General features: G+C 72.7%; 15 protein-coding genes. 11 read left to right on the top strand and 4 right to left on the bottom strand.

From position 1 onward, the window contains the following. Window positions 1-849, bottom strand: an 849-nt coding sequence (gene lexA / locus ACW69E_RS27360) for a transcriptional repressor LexA (protein ID WP_457500970.1), incomplete at its 3' end; no start/stop codon positions are given. 405 nt (window positions 850-1,254) lie between these two features. Here lexA and nrdR point away from each other — a divergent pair. Both nrdR and ACW69E_RS27350 read left to right on the top strand, forming a co-directional pair. Continuing rightward, complete coding sequence (nrdR, locus tag ACW69E_RS27355) at window positions 1,255-1,872, top strand: transcriptional regulator NrdR (RefSeq protein ID WP_457500969.1); 618 nt, start codon at window positions 1,255-1,257, stop codon at window positions 1,870-1,872. 112 nt (window positions 1,873-1,984) lie between these two features. Next, window positions 1,985-4,852, top strand: coding sequence for a vitamin B12-dependent ribonucleotide reductase (locus ACW69E_RS27350; RefSeq protein ID WP_457500968.1), 2,868 nt, complete (start codon window positions 1,985-1,987; stop codon window positions 4,850-4,852). Between the two features lie 114 nt (window positions 4,853-4,966). Here the strand turns inward: ACW69E_RS27350 and ACW69E_RS27345 are convergent, their stop codons facing one another. Beyond that, window positions 4,967-5,497 carry a TerD family protein gene (locus tag ACW69E_RS27345; RefSeq protein ID WP_457500967.1) on the bottom strand — a complete coding sequence of 177 codons (531 nt, stop codon included), beginning with the start codon at window positions 5,495-5,497 and terminating at the stop codon, window positions 4,967-4,969. A 306-nt stretch (window positions 5,498-5,803) separates the two neighbouring features. Between ACW69E_RS27345 and ACW69E_RS27340 the strand changes: the two genes are divergently transcribed. The 5 genes from ACW69E_RS27340 (at window position 5,804) to ACW69E_RS27320 (ending at window position 10,713) form a co-directional block, all read left to right on the top strand. Next, complete coding sequence (locus ACW69E_RS27340; RefSeq protein ID WP_457500966.1) at window positions 5,804-6,412, top strand: YdbC family protein; 609 nt, start codon at window positions 5,804-5,806, stop codon at window positions 6,410-6,412. Window positions 6,413-6,514: 102 nt separating this feature from the next. After that, window positions 6,515-7,237 (top strand): histidine phosphatase family protein, encoded by a 723-nt coding sequence (locus ACW69E_RS27335; protein ID WP_457500965.1) that lies wholly within the window; start codon window positions 6,515-6,517, stop codon window positions 7,235-7,237. A gap of 203 nt (window positions 7,238-7,440) precedes the next feature. Continuing rightward, window positions 7,441-9,219, top strand: coding sequence for a DUF4153 domain-containing protein (locus tag ACW69E_RS27330; protein ID WP_457500964.1), 1,779 nt, complete (start codon window positions 7,441-7,443; stop codon window positions 9,217-9,219). A 128-nt stretch (window positions 9,220-9,347) separates the two neighbouring features. Beyond that, complete coding sequence (locus tag ACW69E_RS27325; protein WP_457500963.1) at window positions 9,348-10,025, top strand: ribonuclease HII; 678 nt, start codon at window positions 9,348-9,350, stop codon at window positions 10,023-10,025. A 280-nt stretch (window positions 10,026-10,305) separates the two neighbouring features. Continuing rightward, window positions 10,306-10,713, top strand: coding sequence for a hypothetical protein (locus ACW69E_RS27320; protein WP_457500962.1), 408 nt, complete (start codon window positions 10,306-10,308; stop codon window positions 10,711-10,713). 99 nt (window positions 10,714-10,812) lie between these two features. Here ACW69E_RS27320 and ACW69E_RS27315 read toward each other — a convergent pair whose 3' ends face one another. Further along, window positions 10,813-11,394: a hypothetical protein gene (locus ACW69E_RS27315; RefSeq protein ID WP_457500961.1), complete on the bottom strand. Its 582-nt coding sequence runs from the start codon at window positions 11,392-11,394 to the stop codon at window positions 10,813-10,815. A 128-nt stretch (window positions 11,395-11,522) separates the two neighbouring features. After that, a complete protein-coding gene (locus ACW69E_RS27310) occupies window positions 11,523-13,688 on the bottom strand; it encodes a RecQ family ATP-dependent DNA helicase (protein ID WP_457500960.1) in 2,166 nt (721 codons plus the stop codon). Between the two features lie 163 nt (window positions 13,689-13,851). On the opposite strand from ACW69E_RS27310, the gene ACW69E_RS27305 reads away from it, so the two are divergent. The 4 genes from ACW69E_RS27305 (at window position 13,852) to ACW69E_RS27290 (ending at window position 19,045) form a co-directional block, all read left to right on the top strand. Further along, a complete protein-coding gene (locus ACW69E_RS27305) occupies window positions 13,852-15,021 on the top strand; it encodes a DUF4192 domain-containing protein (RefSeq protein ID WP_457500959.1) in 1,170 nt (389 codons plus the stop codon). Between the two features lie 55 nt (window positions 15,022-15,076). Beyond that, window positions 15,077-15,844 carry an NUDIX hydrolase gene (locus tag ACW69E_RS27300; RefSeq protein WP_457500958.1) on the top strand — a complete coding sequence of 256 codons (768 nt, stop codon included), beginning with the start codon at window positions 15,077-15,079 and terminating at the stop codon, window positions 15,842-15,844. A gap of 215 nt (window positions 15,845-16,059) precedes the next feature. After that, on the top strand, window positions 16,060-17,097 hold the full coding sequence (locus tag ACW69E_RS27295; RefSeq protein WP_457500957.1) for a FadR/GntR family transcriptional regulator: 1,038 nt from the start codon (window positions 16,060-16,062) through the stop codon (window positions 17,095-17,097). A gap of 373 nt (window positions 17,098-17,470) precedes the next feature. Further along, on the top strand, window positions 17,471-19,045 hold the full coding sequence (locus ACW69E_RS27290; protein ID WP_457500956.1) for an RNA polymerase sigma factor: 1,575 nt from the start codon (window positions 17,471-17,473) through the stop codon (window positions 19,043-19,045). Window positions 19,046-19,249: the final 204 nt, after the last annotated feature.

The raw sequence follows: 19,249 nt of genomic DNA, 5'->3' as shown, positions 1-19,249 counted from the left end.
AACGCATCGGCGGGGGGGCGGGGGGGGGGGGGCGGGGCGCCCCCCCCCCCCCCCCCCCACCGCGACGACCTTGCCGAGGATGGTCGCCTCGTCACCGGGGATCGGCTGGTAGGCGGCGTTGTGGGGGATCAGCCACACATGCCCGTCCTCACGCCTGAAGCGCTTGACGGTCGCCTCGCCGTCCAGCATGGCGGCGACGATGTCGCCGTTCTCGGCGACCGGCTGGCGGCGCACCGTGACCCAGTCGCCGTCGCAGATCGCCGCGTCGACCATGGAGTCGCCGACGACCTTGAGCACGAAGAGCTCGCCGTCGCCGACGAGCTGGCGGGGCAGCGGGAAGACGTCCTCCACCGACTCCTCGGCGAGGATCGGGCCTCCGGCGGCGATCCGTCCGACCAGGGGGACGTAGGAGGCGGCGGGCTTGCCGGTGGTGTCGGTGGTCTGGCTGGTGGGCGCGTCCGAGGCGCGCACCTCGTAGGCGCGGGGGCGGTGCGGGTCGCGCCGCAGGAAGCCCTTGCGCTCCAGGGCCATCAGCTGGTGCGCCACGGAGGAGGTGGAGGACAGGCCGACGGCCTGGCCGATCTCCCGCATCGACGGCGGGTAGCCGCGGCGCTGCACCGAGTCGCGGATCACCTCGATCACCCGGCGCTGCCGGTCCGTCAGCCCCGAGCTGTCGGCGCGGATCCCCGGTGGACGGCCGGGCAGCGAGCGGGTCGGCCTGGGAGCCTCCGCACCGCCGGCCGTGCCGTCGGACGCGCCGGGGGCGGCGTTTGCCTCCTGTGCATGATCGGCCCGGCCCCGGGAACGGTCCCGTGCGGTGATGGTGGCGCTCTCTGCGGTGGTGGTCACGTCGGCCCCTCTCAAGCGGTTCTCCCTGGTTGGACAACGGTATGTGCTTTCGAAAGGTTGCGCCAAACACACGTTCGAGTGAAATTTCGCAGATTGGCTGACGTGCCGATGAGGGCGGTGTATGGGCTGCGATTCGCCTCCGATCGCTACGGTAGCCTCTCGTACGTTTGCCGTTCCGGCGTCTCCGACACGCATGGCGTGTTCGTCAACCAGCCACCAGATGTAGTGGTTAGATGTTCTGCGGCCGCCCAGAAGTTGTGGTCCCCGGGTCCTGAAGAGCCGCGGGCATCACCTATGCTGGTGGCCGCTTCGAGGCCCGCCCGCCGGGTACTCGAACGCGTGTCCAATGCTGTTCTGCCGCGCCGCTCATGCTGCGCCATCGAGGGTGAAGGAGGGTGGGAAGCGATGCACTGCCCCTTCTGCCGGCACCCCGACAGCCGCGTCGTCGACAGCCGCACCACCGACGACGGCACCGCTATCCGCCGACGCCGTCAGTGTCCGCACTGCTCCCGCCGCTTCACGACGGTGGAGAACGCGTCGTTGATGGTCATCAAGCGGAGCGGGGTCACCGAGCCCTTCAGCCGGGACAAGGTGATCGCCGGGGTGCGCAAGGCGTGCCAGGGGCGTCCGGTCACCGAGGACGCGCTCGCCAAGCTCGGCCAGCGGGTCGAGGAGGCGGTGCGCGCCACCGGCAGCGCCGAGCTGTCCACGCACGACGTCGGGCTGGCCATACTCGGTCCGCTGCGGGAACTGGACCTCGTGGCGTACCTGCGCTTCGCCTCCGTCTACCAGGCGTTCGACTCACTGGAGGACTTCGAGGCCGCGATCGCCGAGCTTCGCGGGGAGCGGGCCTCGGCCGACGGCGAAGGCGGCACGGCCCCGGGCAGAACCACGGGCGCGGGAGCCGGAAGCCGCGGTGGAGCCGGGGGTACCGGAAACGGAAGTGACGGCGGGGACGGACGTGACGGCGGAGGCGGCGAAAGCCCCACCGCCCCGCCCGCGCCACTGGCCGCCGGGAACTGAGCGGCCCGCACGGACCGGACCGGAGCGCGTCGCGCTCCGGCCATCGAAACGAACACCACATCCCGGGAAGCGCGGGGTGTGTCAGGGCGTTATGCCTGTACAGGGAGGCGGAATGACAGAGACGACGAGCGACCCGGCACGAGGGGCCCGGTCCAAGGGGACCAAGGCCGCCAAGGGTCTGCGGATCGAGCGCATCCACACCACCCCCGGGGTGCACCCGTACGACGAGGTGGTCTGGGAGCGCCGTGACGTCGTCATGACCAACTGGCGCGACGGCTCGGTCAACTTCGAGCAGCGCGGCGTGGAGTTCCCCGACTTCTGGTCGGTGAACGCAGTCAACATCGTCACCAGCAAGTACTTCCGCGGGGCCGTCGGCACGCCCCAGCGCGAGACCAGCCTCAAGCAGCTCATCGACCGCGTGGTGAAGACCTACCGCGCCGCCGGTGAGAAGCACGGCTACTTCGCCTCCCCGGCCGACGCCGAGATCTTCGAGCACGAGCTGGCCTACGCGGTGCTCCACCAGGTGTTCTCGTTCAACTCCCCGGTGTGGTTCAACGTCGGCACCGCCCAGCCCCAGCAGGTCTCCGCCTGCTTCATCCTCTCCGTCGACGACTCCATGGAGTCGATCCTGGAGTGGTACAAGGAAGAGGGGATGATCTTCAAGGGCGGTTCCGGCGCGGGCCTGAACCTCTCGCGCATCCGCTCCTCCAAGGAACTTCTCTCCTCCGGCGGCAACGCCTCGGGCCCGGTCTCCTTCATGCGCGGCGCCGACGCCTCCGCCGGGACGATCAAGTCCGGCGGCGCCACCCGCCGCGCGGCCAAGATGGTCGTCCTGGACGTGGACCACCCCGACGTCGAGGCGTTCATCGAGACCAAGGTCAAGGAGGAGGAGAAGATCCGCGCCCTGCGCGACGCGGGCTTCGACATGGACCTGGGCGGCGACGACATCACCTCCGTCCAGTACCAGAACGCCAACAACTCCGTCCGTGTCAACGACGCCTTCATGAAGGCCGTCGAGAGCGGGTCGAAGTTCGGCCTGCGCGCCCGGATGACCGGCGAGGCCATCGAGGAGGTCGACGCCAAGGCGCTGTTCCGCAAGATGGCCGAGGCCGCCTGGGCCTGCGCCGACCCCGGCATCCAGTACGACGACACCATCAACCACTGGCACACCTCGCCGGAGAGCGGCCGCATCACCGCCTCCAACCCGTGCAGCGAGTACATGCACCTGGACAACTCCTCGTGCAACCTGGCCTCGCTGAACCTGATGAAGTTCCTGCGTGACGACGACGCCGGCAACCAGTCCTTCGACGCCGAGCGCTTCGCGAAGATCGTCGAGCTGGTCATCACCGCGATGGACATCTCCATCTGCTTCGCCGACTTCCCCACCGAGAAGATCGGCGAGACCACCCGCGCCTTCCGCCAGCTGGGCATCGGCTACGCCAACCTCGGCGCCCTGCTGATGGCCACCGGCCACGCCTACGACTCCGACGGCGGCCGGGCGCTGGCCGGTGCGATCACCTCCCTGATGACCGGCACCTCCTACCGCCGCTCCGCCGAACTGGCCTCGATCGTCGGCCCGTACGAGGGCTACGCCCGCAACGCCGACGCCCACCAGCGCGTCATGAGGCAGCACGCCGACGCCAACGCCGACGCCAGGCGCATGGACGACCTGGACACCCCGGTGTGGGCCGCGGCCACCGAGGCATGGCAGGACGTGCTCCGGCTGGGCAAGAAGAACGGATTCCGCAACGCCCAGGCGTCCGTGCTGGCCCCCACCGGCACCATCGGCCTGATGATGGACTGCGACACCACCGGCATCGAGCCCGACCTGGCCCTGGTCAAGTTCAAGAAGCTGGTCGGCGGCGGCTCGATGCAGATCGTCAACAACACCGTGCCCAAGGCCCTCAAGCGGCTCGGCTACCAGCCCGAGCAGGTCGAGGCGATCGTCGAGCACATCGCCGAGCACGGCAACGTCATCGACGCCCCGGGCCTGCGCCCCGAGCACTACGAGGTCTTCGACTGCGCCATGGGCGAGCGCTCCATCTCCCCGATGGGGCACGTGCGGATGATGGCCGCCGCCCAGCCGTTCCTGTCCGGCGCGATCTCCAAGACGGTCAACATGCCCGAGTCGGCCACCGTGGAGGAGGTCGAGGAGATCTACTTCGAGGGCTGGAAGCTCGGCCTGAAGGCGCTGGCGATCTACCGCGACAACTGCAAGGTCGGCCAGCCGCTCTCCGCCAAGAAGAAGGAGGGCAAGGGCGAGGCACGGCCCGAGGCCGAGAAGGTCGTCGAGTACCGCCCGGTGCGCAAGCGCCTGCCCAAGGGCCGGCCCGGCATCACGACCTCCTTCACCGTCGGCGGCGCCGAGGGCTACATGACCGCCAACTCCTACCCGGACGACGGGCTGGGCGAGGTCTTCCTGAAGATGTCCAAGCAGGGCTCGACCCTCGCGGGCATGATGGACGCCTTCTCGATCGCCGTCTCGGTGGGCCTTCAGTACGGCGTGCCGCTGGAGACCTACGTCTCGAAGTTCACCAACATGCGCTTCGAGCCGGCCGGTATGACCGACGACCCGGACGTGCGGATGGCGCAGTCGATCGTCGACTACATCTTCCGCCGCCTGGCGCTGGACTTCCTGCCCTTCGAGACCCGCTCGGCCCTCGGCATCCACTCGGCCGAGGAGCGCCAGCGCCACCTGGAGACCGGCTCCTACGAGCCCGCCGACGACGAGCTGGACGTCGAGAGCCTGGCCCAGTCGGCCCCGCGCCAGGTGGAGCCGCCCAAGGCGGTGAGCAGCACCTCCGAGCCGCAGGCTCCGGTCCCGGCGCCGAAGGAGGCGCACAGCTCCACCGAACTGGTGGAGATGCAGCTCGGCCTCAACGCCGACGCGCCGCTGTGCTTCTCCTGCGGCACCAAGATGCGCCGCGCGGGCAGCTGCTACCTGTGCGAGGGCTGCGGTTCCACCAGCGGCTGCAGCTGATCCGCGGTGCGGTGGCGGGGACCGCCACCGCACCGAGGGGACGACAGGAGGGCGCCGGCCGAAGCGGCCGGCGCCCTCCGCGCCCTTGACGGCCTCCCGCGGTGGGCCGGGACGTCAGACGGGGGCGCCGCCCATCAGACGGGTGAAGGACTCCGGGTCGGCGTCGAACCCGCGCAGATGCTCGCGGAACTCCCAGGCACCCGTGCCGTTGCGGGTGAACTCCGCGACGGTGGCGGCCGTCGCCCCGGACACGCCGGAGAAGTCGTGCTCGGCCAGGTCGACGTAGCCCTCCCTGATCCGCACGCCGGTGCGCGCTATGTCGCCGAACGTCCGGCGCCCGCTGTGCTGCTGGACCGCCACGCCCACGACCACCCGGGCGTAGGAGGAGGCCAGCCGGCCCAGCTCCAGGGTCATGACCTCGTCGTAGCCGAGACCCAGACCGGTCCGGCTGTCCCTGCTGAGGTCGATGGTGCCGTCGGGCGAGCGGCTGTCGAAGTGCACGACGTACGCGGGTTCGCCGTGCGGGTCGTCCGCGGTGTAGGTCGCGGCGATGATGTCGAGGTCGTGGGGCGAGGACTCGGAGGGGCTGGGATCCCACCTGACCGCCACCTCGACCTTCTCCACCCCCTTGTTGGGACTGCTCACCAGGCTCCCCTTCCTAGGAACTGAGCTGCTGCGGGACACGGCCGCTCCCGGCCCGGGGGCCGGCGCGGTGCGACCGCCATGACAGCACATCAACTCTCCTGCCTACCAGGCGGTTTGTCCACGGCGCCCGGTGGGTGCGGGGCGGCCCGCCCCAGGGCGCGCCGCCGGCTCGGAGGAGCCCTGCGCGAGGGCCGGCGCCCGGTGGCCGCGGAGGTGGTCGAACGCGGGACCGGGCCCCGCGCGCCGGCCGCCCCCGCCCGCGGCAAGCCATGCGATCAGTCACCGATATGGCCGTACGATGGCGCGGTGCTGGTCAAGTGGATGCGCTGCACGGTGGTGGACCGACGAGGCTTCGAGCGGGGACAGCGGAAGTGGGCCGGCCTGCTCGGCGAGCCGGGCTTCCGCGCGCAGGGCGGCGGCTGGAGCCGTTCCCGGCCGGGCGTGGCGCACCTCTTCGGCTTCTGGGAGAGCCGGGCCTTCTACGACTCGTTCATGGCGCGCTCCCACAACCGGCTGGCGGCCTCGCAGAACGGCACCCACAAGGACGCCCAGGTCCGGCTCTTCGAGTACCGCTTCGATGTGAAGGTGGGTTTCCGCCCGCAGTTCACGGACGCGGACCTGCTGCGCGTCGCCCACTGCCGGGTGCGCCCCGACCGGATCGAGCACTACACCCTGATGCAGGAGAAGGTGTGGAACCCGGCGATGGCGGGGTCGCCAGGGATGCTGCGGGGAGTCTTCGCACAGGCGCAGGCCGAGGACGAGTTCCTGGTGTTGTCGATGTGGGACTCGGCGGCGGAGCACGGCAAGTACCGCACGGAGCGGATCGAGCGGCTGGCGCTCCGTGCCCAGCTGGGGGCGGACGTCACGGCGGTCGGCGGGGACGTGATCGACCTCGAGCCGTCCTGGACGGTCTGATGCCGGTGCCGGTGCCGGTGCCGGTGCCGGTTCCGTTTGCTGCCGGTGCCGATGCGGGCCTGTGGTTGGGCCGTGGAGCCTCTGCGTGCTTAGGGTGGGTGCATGGCACGACCCCGGCGCATCGTCCTGGTCCGGCACGGCGAGTCGGAGGGAAACTTCGACGACGCGGTCTACGAGCGGGTGCCCGACCACGCCCTGAGCCTCACCGAGCGCGGATTCCGGCAGGCCGAGGCGGCGGGGGAGCGGCTGCGGGCCCTCTTCGGCGACGAGCGGATCTCGGCCTACGTCTCGCCGTACCGCCGCACCCACCAGACCTTCCGCGCACTGCGTCTGGACCCCACGCGGGTGCGGATGCGCGAGGAGCCCCGGCTGCGCGAGCAGGACTGGGGGAACTGGCAGGACCGCGAGGACGTACGGCGGCAGAAGGCGGCGCGCGACGCGTACGGGCACTTCTTCTACCGCTTCGCGCAGGGCGAGTCGGGCGCGGACGTCTACGACCGGGTCGGGGCCTTCCTGGAGAGCCTGTGGCGCAGTTTCGAGTCCCCCGACCATCCGCCGAACGTGCTGCTGGTGACGCACGGGCTGACCATGCGGCTGTTCTGCATGAGGTGGCTGCACTGGACGGTCGCGGAGTTCGAGTCGCTGTCCAATCCGGGCAACGGGGAGATGCGGGCCCTGGAGCTGGGAACGGACGGGCGGTACCACCTGGACCGGCCGTTCGAGCGCTGGTGCACCCCCGAGTCGTACGCGGGGCCCTACGAGGGAGAGTCCGGGGAGACGTACGGGATGTCCGGGGTGCGCGGGCGTCCCGGAAGGCTCCGGTGAGGCGCCGGCGGCGCGGTGGGCACGCGCCGGCCCTTCCGGCGCGTGCCGGGCGGGCTCCCCGCCGCCCCCTTGTCACCGCTCTGTCACAGAGCGGCGCTCGGGACACGGGTGCGCGCCGGAGGCGCACTACGGTGGCGCCCGAGTCACCGCGTTGATCACCGCAAGCCGGTAGGGGGGATGCGCGGCGAGGGGAGGGGAAACCCATGTCCGATCAGTCGTCCGGCGCGCCCGCGGCGAACGAGGTGGACGACACCCCGCCGGAGGGCGCCGTCCAGGAGGAGAACGGGCGCGGGGGCGCCCGGCGGGAGGAGGCCGCACCCGGCGGCGCCGAGCCGGCGGAGAAGCCCGTCCGGACGCCGGGGGAGCCCGCCCACACGCCGGGGGAGCCCGCCCACACGCCGGGGGGAGCCACCGTCCCCGGCGGGCGGCGATCCGGCGCGGTCCACGGCACGACCCACGGGGCGTCCTCCTGGGCCGCGTACGAGCCACCACCCCCGCCCGCCTGGGTGACGGCCGCGAGACCGGAGGAGCCCGGCCCGATCGGCGCAGCCGCGCTCTGGGCGGTGCTGGCCGCCGGGGCGCTCGCCGGGCTGCTGCTCGGTGACGGACTGGGCCTCAACGTGCTGCTGGTCGCCGCGCCGGCCGCCCTCGCCGCGTACCTCGCCGGACGGGCCGCGGGGCGCAGTGTGCGCCCGTGGTCGCTGGTGTGGGCCGCCGGCGGGGCGGCACTGCTGCTGGTGCCCGCACTGCGGGACGCGGGATGGCCGACCTTCCTGGCGCTGGCGGCGGCCCTCGCGTCGGGGTCGCTGGCACTGCACGGCACGCGCACCTGGCGAGGGACGCTGATCGGCTGCGTCGGTGTGCTCGGCGAGGTCCTGCCGGGCGCCCTGTGGGCCTGGCGCGGGCTGCGCGAGCGGGCGGACGGCTCGCGCGACCGCTGGTGGCCGGCAGTCCGGACGGCCGGCGTCGCGGCCGCGCTGCTGGCCGTCTTCGGCGCGCTGTTCGCCGGTGCGGACGCGGCCTTCGCGGACCTGCTGGCCGGGCTGGTGCCCGAGGTGTCGGTGTCGGACGGACCGGCACACGCCCTCCTGACCGTCCTGGGGCTGGCGGCCGCGCTGGGAGCGGCCCGCACCGCCGCGGCCCCCTGGCGCTGGGACCGCGTCGAGGGCGGTCGGGGGCGGCCCCGGGGACGTGTGGAATGGGCGCTTCCCCTGATCGTGCTGAACGCGCTGTTCGCCGTCTTCATCGCAGTCCAGCTCGCGGTCCTCTTCGGCGGCTACGACAAGGTCCTCGAAGAGACCGGGCTGACCTACTCGGAGTACGCCCGCCAGGGCTTCTGGCAGCTGCTGACCGTCACCCTCCTGACCCTCGCCGTGATCGCGCTGGCCCTGCGCTGGGCGCCGCGCGGCGCGGCCCGCGACCGCACTCTGGTCCGCGCCGTCCTGGGCGTCCTGTGCGCGCTGACCCTCGTCGTGGTGCTCTCGGCCCTGCGCCGGATGGAACTCTACGTCGACGCGTACGGCCTGACCAGGCTGAGGGTGTCCGTGGCCGGGGCCGAGCTGTGGCTCGGCGTCGTCATCGCCCTGATCATGGCGGCCGGGGTGTTCGGCGGGCGCTGGCTGCCGCGCGCGGTGGTGGCGAGCGCGGCGGGCGCCGTGCTGTGCTTCGGACTGGTCTCGCCGGACGCCCTGGTGGCCGAGCAGAACGTGCGGCGCTTCGAACGCACCGGGCAGATCGATCTGGTGTATCTGAGAGGGCTCTCCGCGGACGCCGTACCGGCCCTCGACGCCCTGCCCGAGCCCCAGCGCTCCTGCGCCCTGCAGGACATCGCCGAGGACGTCCTCGGCGCCGACAAGCCCTGGTACGCGACCAGTTACGGCGAGGTGCGGGCCCGCACCACGCTCACCGAACGTCCCGTCGACCGGATCGGTCCGCCCTGCGGGCGGCTGGACCGGGAGGGGCGGCTCTCGGAGTCCCGCTGAACGGTGCCGGGCCGGGCCGGGCCGGCGGGAGACGGGGGACGGCAGGAGGCAGGCCCTCAGGACCCGGAGGGCCTCCCCGACCCCGGGGGGGACCTCCTCCGGAAGGTGGGCGTACCCTGGCTGACGCCATGCCGTACGAGCCTCCCACCCACCGCGTCGAACGCTCCCTGCGGGCCACCACGGGAGCGAGGGTCGTCGCCGGGATCGACGAGGTCGGCCGGGGCGCCTGGGCAGGGCCCGTCACCGTCTGCGCGGCGGTCACAGGGCTGCGCAGGCCACCCGACGGGCTGACGGACTCCAAGCTCATCGGGCCCGCCCGCCGCACCGAACTCGCCGGGCGGCTCACCGACTGGGTGACCGCCCACGCGCTCGGGCACTCCTCCCCGGAGGAGATCGACGAGGTGGGCATGACGGCCGCCCTCCGGCTCGCCGCCGTACGCGCGCTGGAGGCGCTGCCGGTCCGTCCCGACGCGGTCATCCTCGACGGCGGGCACGACTATCTGGGAGCGCCCTGGCGGGTCCGCACGGTGGTCAAGGGCGACCGGTCGTGTGTCCCGGTGGCCGCGGCGTCCGTGATCGCCAAAGTGCACCGGGACGCCCGTATGGCCGAACTGGGCGCTGAACACGCCGAGTTCTGCTTCGACCGCAACGCCGGATATCCCTCGCCCGTTCACCGTGCGGCCCTCGAGGAGCTGGGGCCCACGCCCCACCACCGGCTGTCGTGGTCGTATCTGGACGCACTGCCGCGCTGGCGGCACCTGAAACGGGCGCGTGCCGAGCGGACCGAGCAGATCGGCCTCTTCTGAGCCGAAACCGAATCTTTTTCCGAACCCGCTGGCGCGTCCGGCGCCGGCGTTTGATAGACAACACCCCATGCCGCACAGCTCCGAGGAGCCCAAGATCCACCCGAATGTCCCCGGCCCCCGCAACATGACGGGCACCGCCCGGGCCCCACAGGTTCCCCGCCCCTCCGCACCCGTTCCCGGCCCCCGGCCGACTCCGCAGCGGGCCGACCGCAGCCGTCCCGCTCCCGGCAGGCCGGCGCCGGCGCGTAACGCCGGGCCCTCGCGCCCCGCGGCCGAGGGGGTGGGCACGAAGACGGCCCCGGGGAAGGCCGCACCGCAGATCCAGCTGGTCGAGGCCACCGACGCCACCGCGGTCGAGGTCGCGGACGAGACCGTCGACAGGCTGCTCGACGAGGGCCGCTCGCCCGCCGACGTCCTGGTGTTCACCACCGGTGAGCAGCACCCCTGGGCGCAGCACGAGCTCACCTTCGGCGAGGACGCCTACTGGCGCCAGCAGGCCGAGGGCGATGACGTCTTCTACGCCCACGCGTCGGCCGCGGAGCGCACCACCGGCCGTCCGCTCGTCGTGCTCGCGGTCAACGGCGGGACGGACGAGCAGGCTGCCCGGGCACTGCCCGCCGCCCTGGCCAGGACGGGGTCGCGGCTGATCGTCTGCGGTGACCCGGGCCGGCTGCGCAGCCTGCTCTGAGCCGGCGTTCCGGCCCGCGGGCCCGCCACCCGGCGGGTCAGCGGGCCGCCGTACCCCGCCGCGTCCCGGCGCTCCGGGCCCTCTTCCCGGGCCGCTTCCCTACGGGCCGCCTTCCTCGAACGCCCCGTCTTCCCGGCCCCCGCTCTCCGGTTGCGTGTCCCAGACGGCCGGGCCGCCGACATACGGCCGTCGCCCACCGCGGTCCTCGCCGAGCACCTGCCAGCCGGTACGGGTCACGGTGATGTACGCCCCGCACCGCAGGCCGTGCAGTATGCAGGCGTCGCGCAGTCCCCACATCCACGGGCCGTCCTCGTCGCTCCAGCCCGGGCCGTCCTCGCGGCAGCACAGCAGGACCGCGGTCCGCGAGGGACTGCGGCGGCGCAGGTCGTGCGGGACGATCCTGCGCATCTGGGACAGCAGGACATTGCGGCACTCCCAGCCGTCCGGAGTGGAGTTGGCCCGCGAGAACGACGCGCTGGCGATGATCCGTTCGTCCGGGCCGAGCACCGCGACGACGGAGGTGGCCGGCCCGGGCCGGTGGCGGGCGTGCAGCCCGGCCACCAGTTCGCGCGGGCTGCGCAGCAGAGGGATCCCGGCGGCGGCCCACTCGGCGGGTTCGAGGACGCGTCCGGCATGGGACGGGGTCTCGGCGGGCGGCGGTGAGACGAAGCCGACGGTCATGGTCCTCCCTCCGTGGCACCGCACCAATTCTCACGGGTGAACACGGCTGCGGCAATGGAGTACCGAGTCGCCCCGGTCACGCCGGGCCCCTCCGCGGCGGCCCGGCGGACCGGAGGGTCGGCTGCGGCTCACCCCCGCACGGCCAGCACCAGTGGCATCACCCCCTGGGCCCCGGCCCGGCGCAGCAGCCGCGCGGCCACGGCCAGGGTCCAGCCGGTCTCCGTGACGTCGTCCACCAGCAGCACCGGGCCGCCGGCCGCCGCGATCGCGTCCGCCAGCGGTCCGGGCACTGTCAGCGCACCGTGCAGGGCCCGCAGCCGCTGCGCGCTGTTGCTGCGCGGGATACGGGTGTCCGACGCCCTGTCGGCGTATTCCACGGTGCCCAGCAGCGGTATCCGGCCGACCGCCGCGATCCGTTCCCCGAGGGACCCGATCAGCTGTGGCCGGGTCCGCGAGTCGATCGTCACCACCCCCACCGGGCGGGCCGGTGAGTCTTCCTCCCCCGAGGCCCAGCCGCCCGGCCCCCGCGCCCAGTCGGCGAGTACGGAGACCACGGCGCCGGCCACGTCGTCGGGTACCGGTCCGTCCTGCGAGGGCGGGTCCAGCAACGGGCGCAGACGGTTGCCCCATCCGATGTCGGACAGCCGGCCCAGCGCCCTGCCGGGAGCCGCCTGCTCGCCCGGAGGGATGCGGCCCTTGAGGTCCAGGCCGATCGCGGGCAGCCCCGTCGGCCACATCCTGCGGGGCTCCACCTCCACGCCGGGGCGCCCCAGTTCCCCCCTGGCGGCCTCCAGTGCCGCCGGATCGACGTCGGTGCCGAACCGGGGGCCCGCGCAGTTGTCGCACCGCCCGCAGGGCGCCGCCTCCGCGTCGTCCAGCTGCCGTCGCAGGAACTCCATCCGGCATCCGGAGGTGGCGGCGTACTCCTTCATCGAGCGCTGCTCGGCCTCCCGCTGCCGCGCCACCCAGGCATACCGCTCGGTGTCATAGGACCAGGGCTCGCCCGTGGAGACCCAGCCGCCGCGCACCCGCCGCACCGCCCCGTCCACGTCGAGCACCTTGAGCATCATCTCCAGCCGTGAGCGGCGCAGTTCCACCAGTGGCTCAAGAGCGGGCAGTGACAGCGGCCGCCCGGCCGACGCCAGCACGTCCAGGGTGCGGCGCACCTGCTCCTCGGGAGGAAAGGCCAGAGAGGCGAAGTACCGCCAGATCGCCTCGTCCTCCGGGCCGGGCAGCAGCAGCACCTCGGCGTGCTCCACCCCGCGCCCGGCCCGGCCCACCTGCTGGTAGTAGGCGATGGGGGAGGAGGGGGAGCCGAGATGGACGACGAAGCCCAGATCGGGTTTGTCGAAGCCCATGCCCAGCGCGGAGGTGGCCACCAGTGCCTTGACCCTGTTGCCCAGCAGGTCCGCCTCGGCCGCCTCCCGGTCGGCGTTCTCCGTCCGCCCGGTGTAGGAGGCGACGGTGTGCCCCCGCTGCCGCAGGAACGCCGTCACCTCCTCGGCGGCCGAGACCGTCAGTGTGTAGACGATGCCGGAGCCCGGCAGCTTGTGGAGGTGGCCGTCGAGCCAGGCCAGCCGGTGTGCCGCGTCCGGCAGGCGCAGCACCCCCAGGCTGAGACTCTCCCGGTCCAGCGGGCCGCGCAGCACCAGCGCGTCCGTCTCCCTCCCGCCGGTGCCCAGCTGCTCCGCGACGTCGGCCGTCACCCGGGCATTGGCCGTCGCGGTGGTGGCCAGTACCGGGACGCCCCGGGGGAGCTCGGCGAGCATCGTCCGCAGCCGCCGGTAGTCGGGCCGGAAGTCGTGGCCCCAGTCGGAGATGCAGTGTGCCTCGTCGACCACCAGCAGTCCGGTCGTGGCGGCCAGCCTCGGCAGGACCTGATCGCGGAAGTCGGGATTGTTCAGGCGCTCCGGACTGACGAGCAGCACATCCACCTCGCCCGCGGCCACCTCGGCGTGGACCGTCTCCCACTCCTCGGTGTTGGCGGAGTTGATCGTCCGGGCGCGGACGCCCGCCCGCTCCGCGGCCTCGACCTGGTTGCGCATCAGTGCCAGAAGCGGGGAGACGATCACCGTCGGGCCCTCGCCGCGCTCGCGCAGCAGCGCGGTCGCCACGAAGTACACCGCCGACTTGCCCCAGCCCGTGCGCTGCACCACCAGGGTCCGCCGGCGCTCCACCACCAGAGCCTCGACGGCTCGCCACTGGTCGGCGCGCAGTCTCGCCGTGCCGGTGGTGTCGCCGGTGAGGCGGGCCAGTACGGCGTCGGCGGCGGCGCGCAGATTCTCCTCGCTCATGCGTCCATGCAACCCGATGACACCGACACCGTGCGAACCGCCTGTGGACGACCAGAGGTCCGTACAGTCAATGTGATCACAGGTATATCGACACATATACCTGTTGGAGCCGCCTGTGGACGGAGCCGCACGCCGCCCCGTCCGCCCGCGTCACTGTCGGGGTATGACACAGCACAGCGAATCCACCCGGCAGCCGTCCGCCACCGCCCAGGTCACTCTGCGCGGTCCGGCCGAGCTGGTCGACTCCCTCCCCTACCTGCTCGGTTACCACCCCGACGACTCCGTCGTCCTGGTCGGTCTCCACGGCCCGAGCGGCCGTTTCGGCGGCCGGCTCCGCGTGGGCATTCCCGCCGGGGAAGGGGAATGGTCCGAGCTGGCCGAACAGCTCGCCGACTGCCTGCGCGGCAGCGGGCTCCCGCGCGGCGACCGCCCCGACGCGGCGCTCGTCTTCCTGTGCCAGGACCCGGCCGACGGTGAGAGTGGCCGGGCCGTCATGGAACGGCTCCGGCCTCTCGCCCAGCGGCTGCGGACCGCCTGCGGGGCGCTGGACATGCCGGTGTACGAGGCGCTGTGCGTCTCCGGCGGCCGCTACTGGTCCTACTCCTGCCCCGACGCCAGGTGCTGTCCCGCCGAGGGCACGCCGCTGGGCGTGCCCGGCACCTCGGCCATCGCGGCCGCGGCCGCGTACGCCGGGCTGCGGGTGGAAGGGACCCTGAAGGAGATGACTGCCAGGCTCGTACCGCTGGGGCCGCCGACCGCCGGGCCGCAGGAGCGGGCCCTCGACATCGCGGGCGCGGCCCTGGTGCCCCGGATGCTGGGTGAGGCCGACCGCGGGACGGTGCGTGCCGAGACCCTGGCGCTCGCCGGGCGGCTGCTCGACCGCTACCGGAACGCGTCGGCGGCGGCCCGGAAGGAGGGGGTGGCCGGGGGCGACGCCCGGGACGACCGCCTCCTGACCCATGAGGAGGCCGCCACCGTGATCCTCGGTCTCCAGGACCGGGTCGCCCGGGACTGGGCCGCGGAGTGGATGGAGGGCGAGGACGCCGCCCCCGCGCTGCGGCTGTGGAGGGCGCTGGCCAGGCGGTGCGTCGGGGCCTACGCCGAGCACGCCGCGGCACCGCTCACCCTCGCCGGCTGGGTCGCCTGGTCCGGTGGGGACGAGCCGGGCGCGCGTGTGGCGCTGGGCCGGGCGCTGGACCTGGATCCGGGCTACGTCTTCGCGCGGTTGCTCCACGGCGCGTGCAACAGCGGGCTCGACCCCGAACCGCTGAGGCAGTGCCTGCGGAGGCAGCGGGCCGCGCGCGGTCCCGGCACCCCGGCGACCCAGGGCTGATGGTGGAGCAGCGCAAGCCTCTGTTTATCGTCAGGCAGACGACTATGATCATGTCATGCCCTACGACCCGTCGGCCTTCCCTCCCTTCGCCGTCACCGTCGATCTGGTCGTGCTCACCGTGCGAAGGCATGCCCTGTGCGCGCTGGTCGTACGCCGGGGCGAGTCTCCTTACCAGGGGCGGTGGGCGCTGCCCGGAGGGTTCGTGCGCATCGACGAGGATCTCGGGGCCGCGGCCGCCCGTGAGCTCACCGAGGAGACCGGGCTGCACGTCCAGGGGCCGGACGACCGGCACACCGGTGCCCATCTCGAACAGCTCGCCACCTATGGCGATCCGGGACGGGACCCGCGGATGCGGGTGGTCAGCGTCGCCCATCTGGTGCTGGCCCCCGATCTGCCGGCCCCCACGGCCGGCGGCGACGCCGACAGTGTCCGCTGGGCGCCGGTGGACACCCTGCTGCCTCCCGGGCAGCCTTCCGTGGCCGGCCCGGACCGAAGCGGCGGGCAGCCCGCTCCGCTGGCCTTCGACCATTCCAGAATCCTCGCGGACGGTGTGGAGCGGGCGCGGTCGAAGATCGAGTACTCCTCGCTCGCCACCGCCTTCTGCCCGCCGGAGTTCACCGTGGGAGAACTGCGACGGGTCTACGAAGCGGTGTGGGGCGTCGCACTCGACCCGAGGAACTTCCACCGCAAGGTCACCGGCACTCCGGGCTTCCTGGTGCCCACAGGCGGTACGACGACCCGTCAGGGTGGTCGGCCCGCACAGTTGTTCCGGGCCGGCGGCGCCACGGTGCTGAACCCGCCGATGCTGCGCCCGGACGTCTGAGGGGGGAGAAGGCGATCCCTCGCCCCCCTCCAGGGCGATGCCCGGCCCGCGGACCGGCCCGCCGGGGAGCCGGCGCGGCTCTCACCAGCGGATCCGGGACCCTCGGTGATACCGCTTCGCCGCAGGTCGCCCCGTCTGCCGCGTATGCCCGGTCGGAAGACCGTTTCTTTCCGATAAGGCGTCAATCGCGGGGAGACCACTGATCACCCTTTCGTGTGCTTTTCACCAAAGCCCTCAAGGCCGTCCGGAGCACCGCCGACAAAGGATGCGTGACTACCCTTGCGCACACCATGATGACCTCGGCTCGCTCCGCCGACTCCGGCCTCACGGGTTCGGGCGAGCCGGACCGTTACGCCTACGCAGAGTCGACCGGCACGACCCGTACCACCACCGTCCCCGCGTGGGACGGCGGTGAAGCGGACATGGCCCGGGCCGGGCGACGTGCCGCCGGGAACCGGGGGCGCGGACTGCACGGCCAACTCGTACAGCAACTCGGGCAGATGATCGTCTCCGGAGATCTCGGGGCCGACCGTCCCCTCGTGCCGGAGGAGATCGGCCAGCGCTTCGAGGTCTCGCGGACCGTCGTCCGCGAGTCGCTCCGGGTTCTCGAGGCCAAGGGCCTGGTCAGCGCCCGCCCCAATGTCGGCACGCGGGTCCGCCCGGTCAGCGACTGGAACCTCCTCGACCCCGACATCATCGAGTGGCGTGCCTTCGGCCCGCAGCGTGACGACCAGCGCCGCGAGCTGTGCGAGCTGCGCTGGGCCATCGAGCCGCTGGCCGCCCGCCTCGCCGCGGACCGCAGCCGGGACGAGGTGCAGCAGCGCCTCGCGGACATGGTCGAGATCATGGGCCACACGCTCGCCCAGGGCGACGGTCTGACCTTCTCCCGGGCCGACGCCGAGTTCCACGCCCTGCTTCTGCAGGCCGCCGGCAACCGGATGCTGGAGCACCTCTCGGGCATCGTCGGCGCGGCCCTCCAGGTGTCCGGGGCTCCTGCCGCCGGATGTGAGCGCCCCACCGAGGCGTCGCTGGCCCACCACCGCAGGATCGCCGAAGCCGTCGCCTCCGGTGAGGCGGCCGCCGCGGAGAACGCGATGCGCCAGTTGCTCGCGGTCTCCTCCGAGGCGGCCGTCCCCGCGGCGCCCGGCGCGCCCGTTCCGGCCGCGGGCACCCCTGCCGAGCAGTCCGAGGTTCAGGCGGCTCCGGCGGGGGGAGCCGCCGATCATGTGGTGCCGGCGCCCCGCGAACACTGACGTCCGGTACCGGCCGCACCCGCACGGTGTCGCCGGATCCCGCCGAGCGGGATCCGGCGACGTCTCCTTGCGGCCGGTCAGCCCCCACCCGAGGCGTCGTCCCGGGGCGCGGTCCGGCTATAAGTCGCCGTATGGGTATTTCTGTCCTCCTATGTCGTGTGACCCGGGACACTCCGGCTGGGCGTAACGCTTCGCGTGGCAGCACGATGACTCAAGAGGTGGCAGCTACCGGGGGAATACGGACGCCGCATCCGGCGCTGTAGTTCCTCCGTCGCTCCGCCCGAGCCGCCGGTCATCCCCGCCGGGGCTTGCAGGTCCCGGATCCCCCCGTGGGCGGGGCCGAAGCCGTTTCCATCGTTCCGAGAGGTTGTTCGTGTCGGCCAGCACATCCCGTACGCTCCCTGCGGAGATCGCCGAGTCCGCGTCTGTGATGGCGCTCATTGAGCGGGGAAAGGCCGAGGGGCAGATCGCCGGCGACGATGTGCGTCGGGCCTTCGAGGCCGACCAGATTCCGCCGACCCAGTGGAAGAACGTCCTGCGCAGTCTCAACCAGATCCTCGACGAGGAGGGTGTGACGCTGATGGTGAGTGCCGCGGAGGCCCCCAAGCGCACCCGGAAGAGCGTCGCAGCGAAGGCCCCGGCCAAGCGCACCGCGACCAAGACGGTCGCCGCGAAGAAGACCACCGCCAGGAAGGCCGCCCCCGCCGCCGCTCCCGAGGACCCCGCCGAGGACGCTGAGGGGACCGCCGAGGAGGCCGCGGCGAGGCCGGCCAGGAAGGCGCCGGCGAAGAAGGCCGCCGCCAAGAAGACCGCGGCCAAGAAGGCGCCCGCCAAGAAGACCGCGGCGAAGAAGACCACGGCGAAGAAGTCGGACGTCGAAGAGCTGCTCGAGGGTGACGAGGACGTCATCGAGGAGCCCGCGGTCAAGGGCGGCAAGGCCGAGGACTCCGCGGCGGAGCCCAAGAACGAGAACGAGGGCTTCGTCCTGTCCGACGAGGACGAGGACGACGCACCCGCCCAGCAGGTCGCCGCCGCGGGCGCCACCGCCGACCCGGTCAAGGACTACCTCAAGCAGATCGGCAAGGTCCCCCTGCTCAACGCCGAGCAGGAGGTCGAGCTGGCCAAGCGCATCGAGGCCGGTCTCTTCGCCGAGGACAAGCTCGCCAACAGCGACAAGATCGCCCCCAAACTCAAGCGCGAGCTGGAGATCATCGCCGAGGACGGCCGCCGGGCCAAGAACCACCTGCTGGAGGCCAACCTCCGGCTGGTGGTCTCGCTGGCCAAGCGCTACACCGGCCGGGGCATGCTCTTCCTGGATCTGATCCAGGAGGGCAACCTGGGCCTGATCCGCGCGGTGGAGAAGTTCGACTACACCAAGGGCTACAAGTTCTCGACCTACGCGACCTGGTGGATCCGCCAGGCCATCACCCGTGCCATGGCCGACCAGGCGCGCACCATCCGCATCCCGGTGCACATGGTCGAGGTGATCAACAAGCTCGCGCGCGTCCAGCGCCAGATGCTCCAGGACCTGGGCCGCGAGCCCACCCCGGAGGAGCTGGCCAAGGAGCTCGACATGACCCCGGAGAAGGTCGTCGAGGTCCAGAAGTACGGTCGCGAGCCGATCTCCCTGCACACCCCGCTGGGCGAGGACGGCGACAGCGAGTTCGGCGATCTCATCGAGGACTCCGAGGCGGTCGTCCCGGCCGACGCGGTCAGCTTCACGCTTCTGCAGGAGCAGCTCCACTCCGTGCTCGACACGCTCAGCGAGCGTGAGGCCGGCGTGGTCTCGATGCGCTTCGGCCTCACCGACGGCCAGCCCAAGACGCTGGACGAGATCGGCAAGGTCTACGGCGTGACCCGCGAGCGGATCCGCCAGATCGAGTCCAAGACGATGTCGAAGCTGCGCCATCCCTCCCGTTCGCAGGTTCTGCGGGACTACCTCGACTGACCCGTCCACCGGGCTCGTCCGCGCATGCCGGAGGGCCGGAACCCCCCCCCCCGGGGGGGGGCCCCCCCCCCGGGGGGCGGGGGGGGGGGGGGGGGGGGGGCGGGGCGGGGGCGGGCCGCCCCCCGCCCCCCCCCCGGGGGGGCGGCGCCGCCCCCGGCGGGCCCCCCCCCCCCAAAACACCCACAACGGTGCCCGGGGGTGGGG

Source organism: Streptomyces sp. SS8 (assembly GCF_054072955.1).
Note: the sequence above shows the minus strand (reverse complement) of the source record. Positions and strands in the feature narration are given on the sequence as shown.

Bases quoted from the DNA above. Each gene is read 5' to 3' on its own strand.
- nrdR (WP_457500969.1), top strand. From the start codon at position 1,255: ATGCACTGCCCCTTCTGCCGGCACCCCGACAGCCGCGTCGTCGACAGC.
- ACW69E_RS27350 (WP_457500968.1), top strand. From the start codon at position 1,985: ATGACAGAGACGACGAGCGACCCGGCACGAGGGGCCCGGTCCAAGGGG.
- ACW69E_RS27335 (WP_457500965.1), top strand. From the start codon at position 6,515: ATGGCACGACCCCGGCGCATCGTCCTGGTCCGGCACGGCGAGTCGGAG.
- ACW69E_RS27330 (WP_457500964.1), top strand. From the start codon at position 7,441: ATGTCCGATCAGTCGTCCGGCGCGCCCGCGGCGAACGAGGTGGACGAC.
- ACW69E_RS27325 (WP_457500963.1), top strand. From the start codon at position 9,348: ATGCCGTACGAGCCTCCCACCCACCGCGTCGAACGCTCCCTGCGGGCC.
- ACW69E_RS27315 (WP_457500961.1), bottom strand. From the start codon at position 11,394: ATGACCGTCGGCTTCGTCTCACCGCCGCCCGCCGAGACCCCGTCCCAT.
- ACW69E_RS27310 (WP_457500960.1), bottom strand. From the start codon at position 13,688: ATGAGCGAGGAGAATCTGCGCGCCGCCGCCGACGCCGTACTGGCCCGC.
- ACW69E_RS27305 (WP_457500959.1), top strand. From the start codon at position 13,852: ATGACACAGCACAGCGAATCCACCCGGCAGCCGTCCGCCACCGCCCAG.
- ACW69E_RS27300 (WP_457500958.1), top strand. From the start codon at position 15,077: ATGCCCTACGACCCGTCGGCCTTCCCTCCCTTCGCCGTCACCGTCGAT.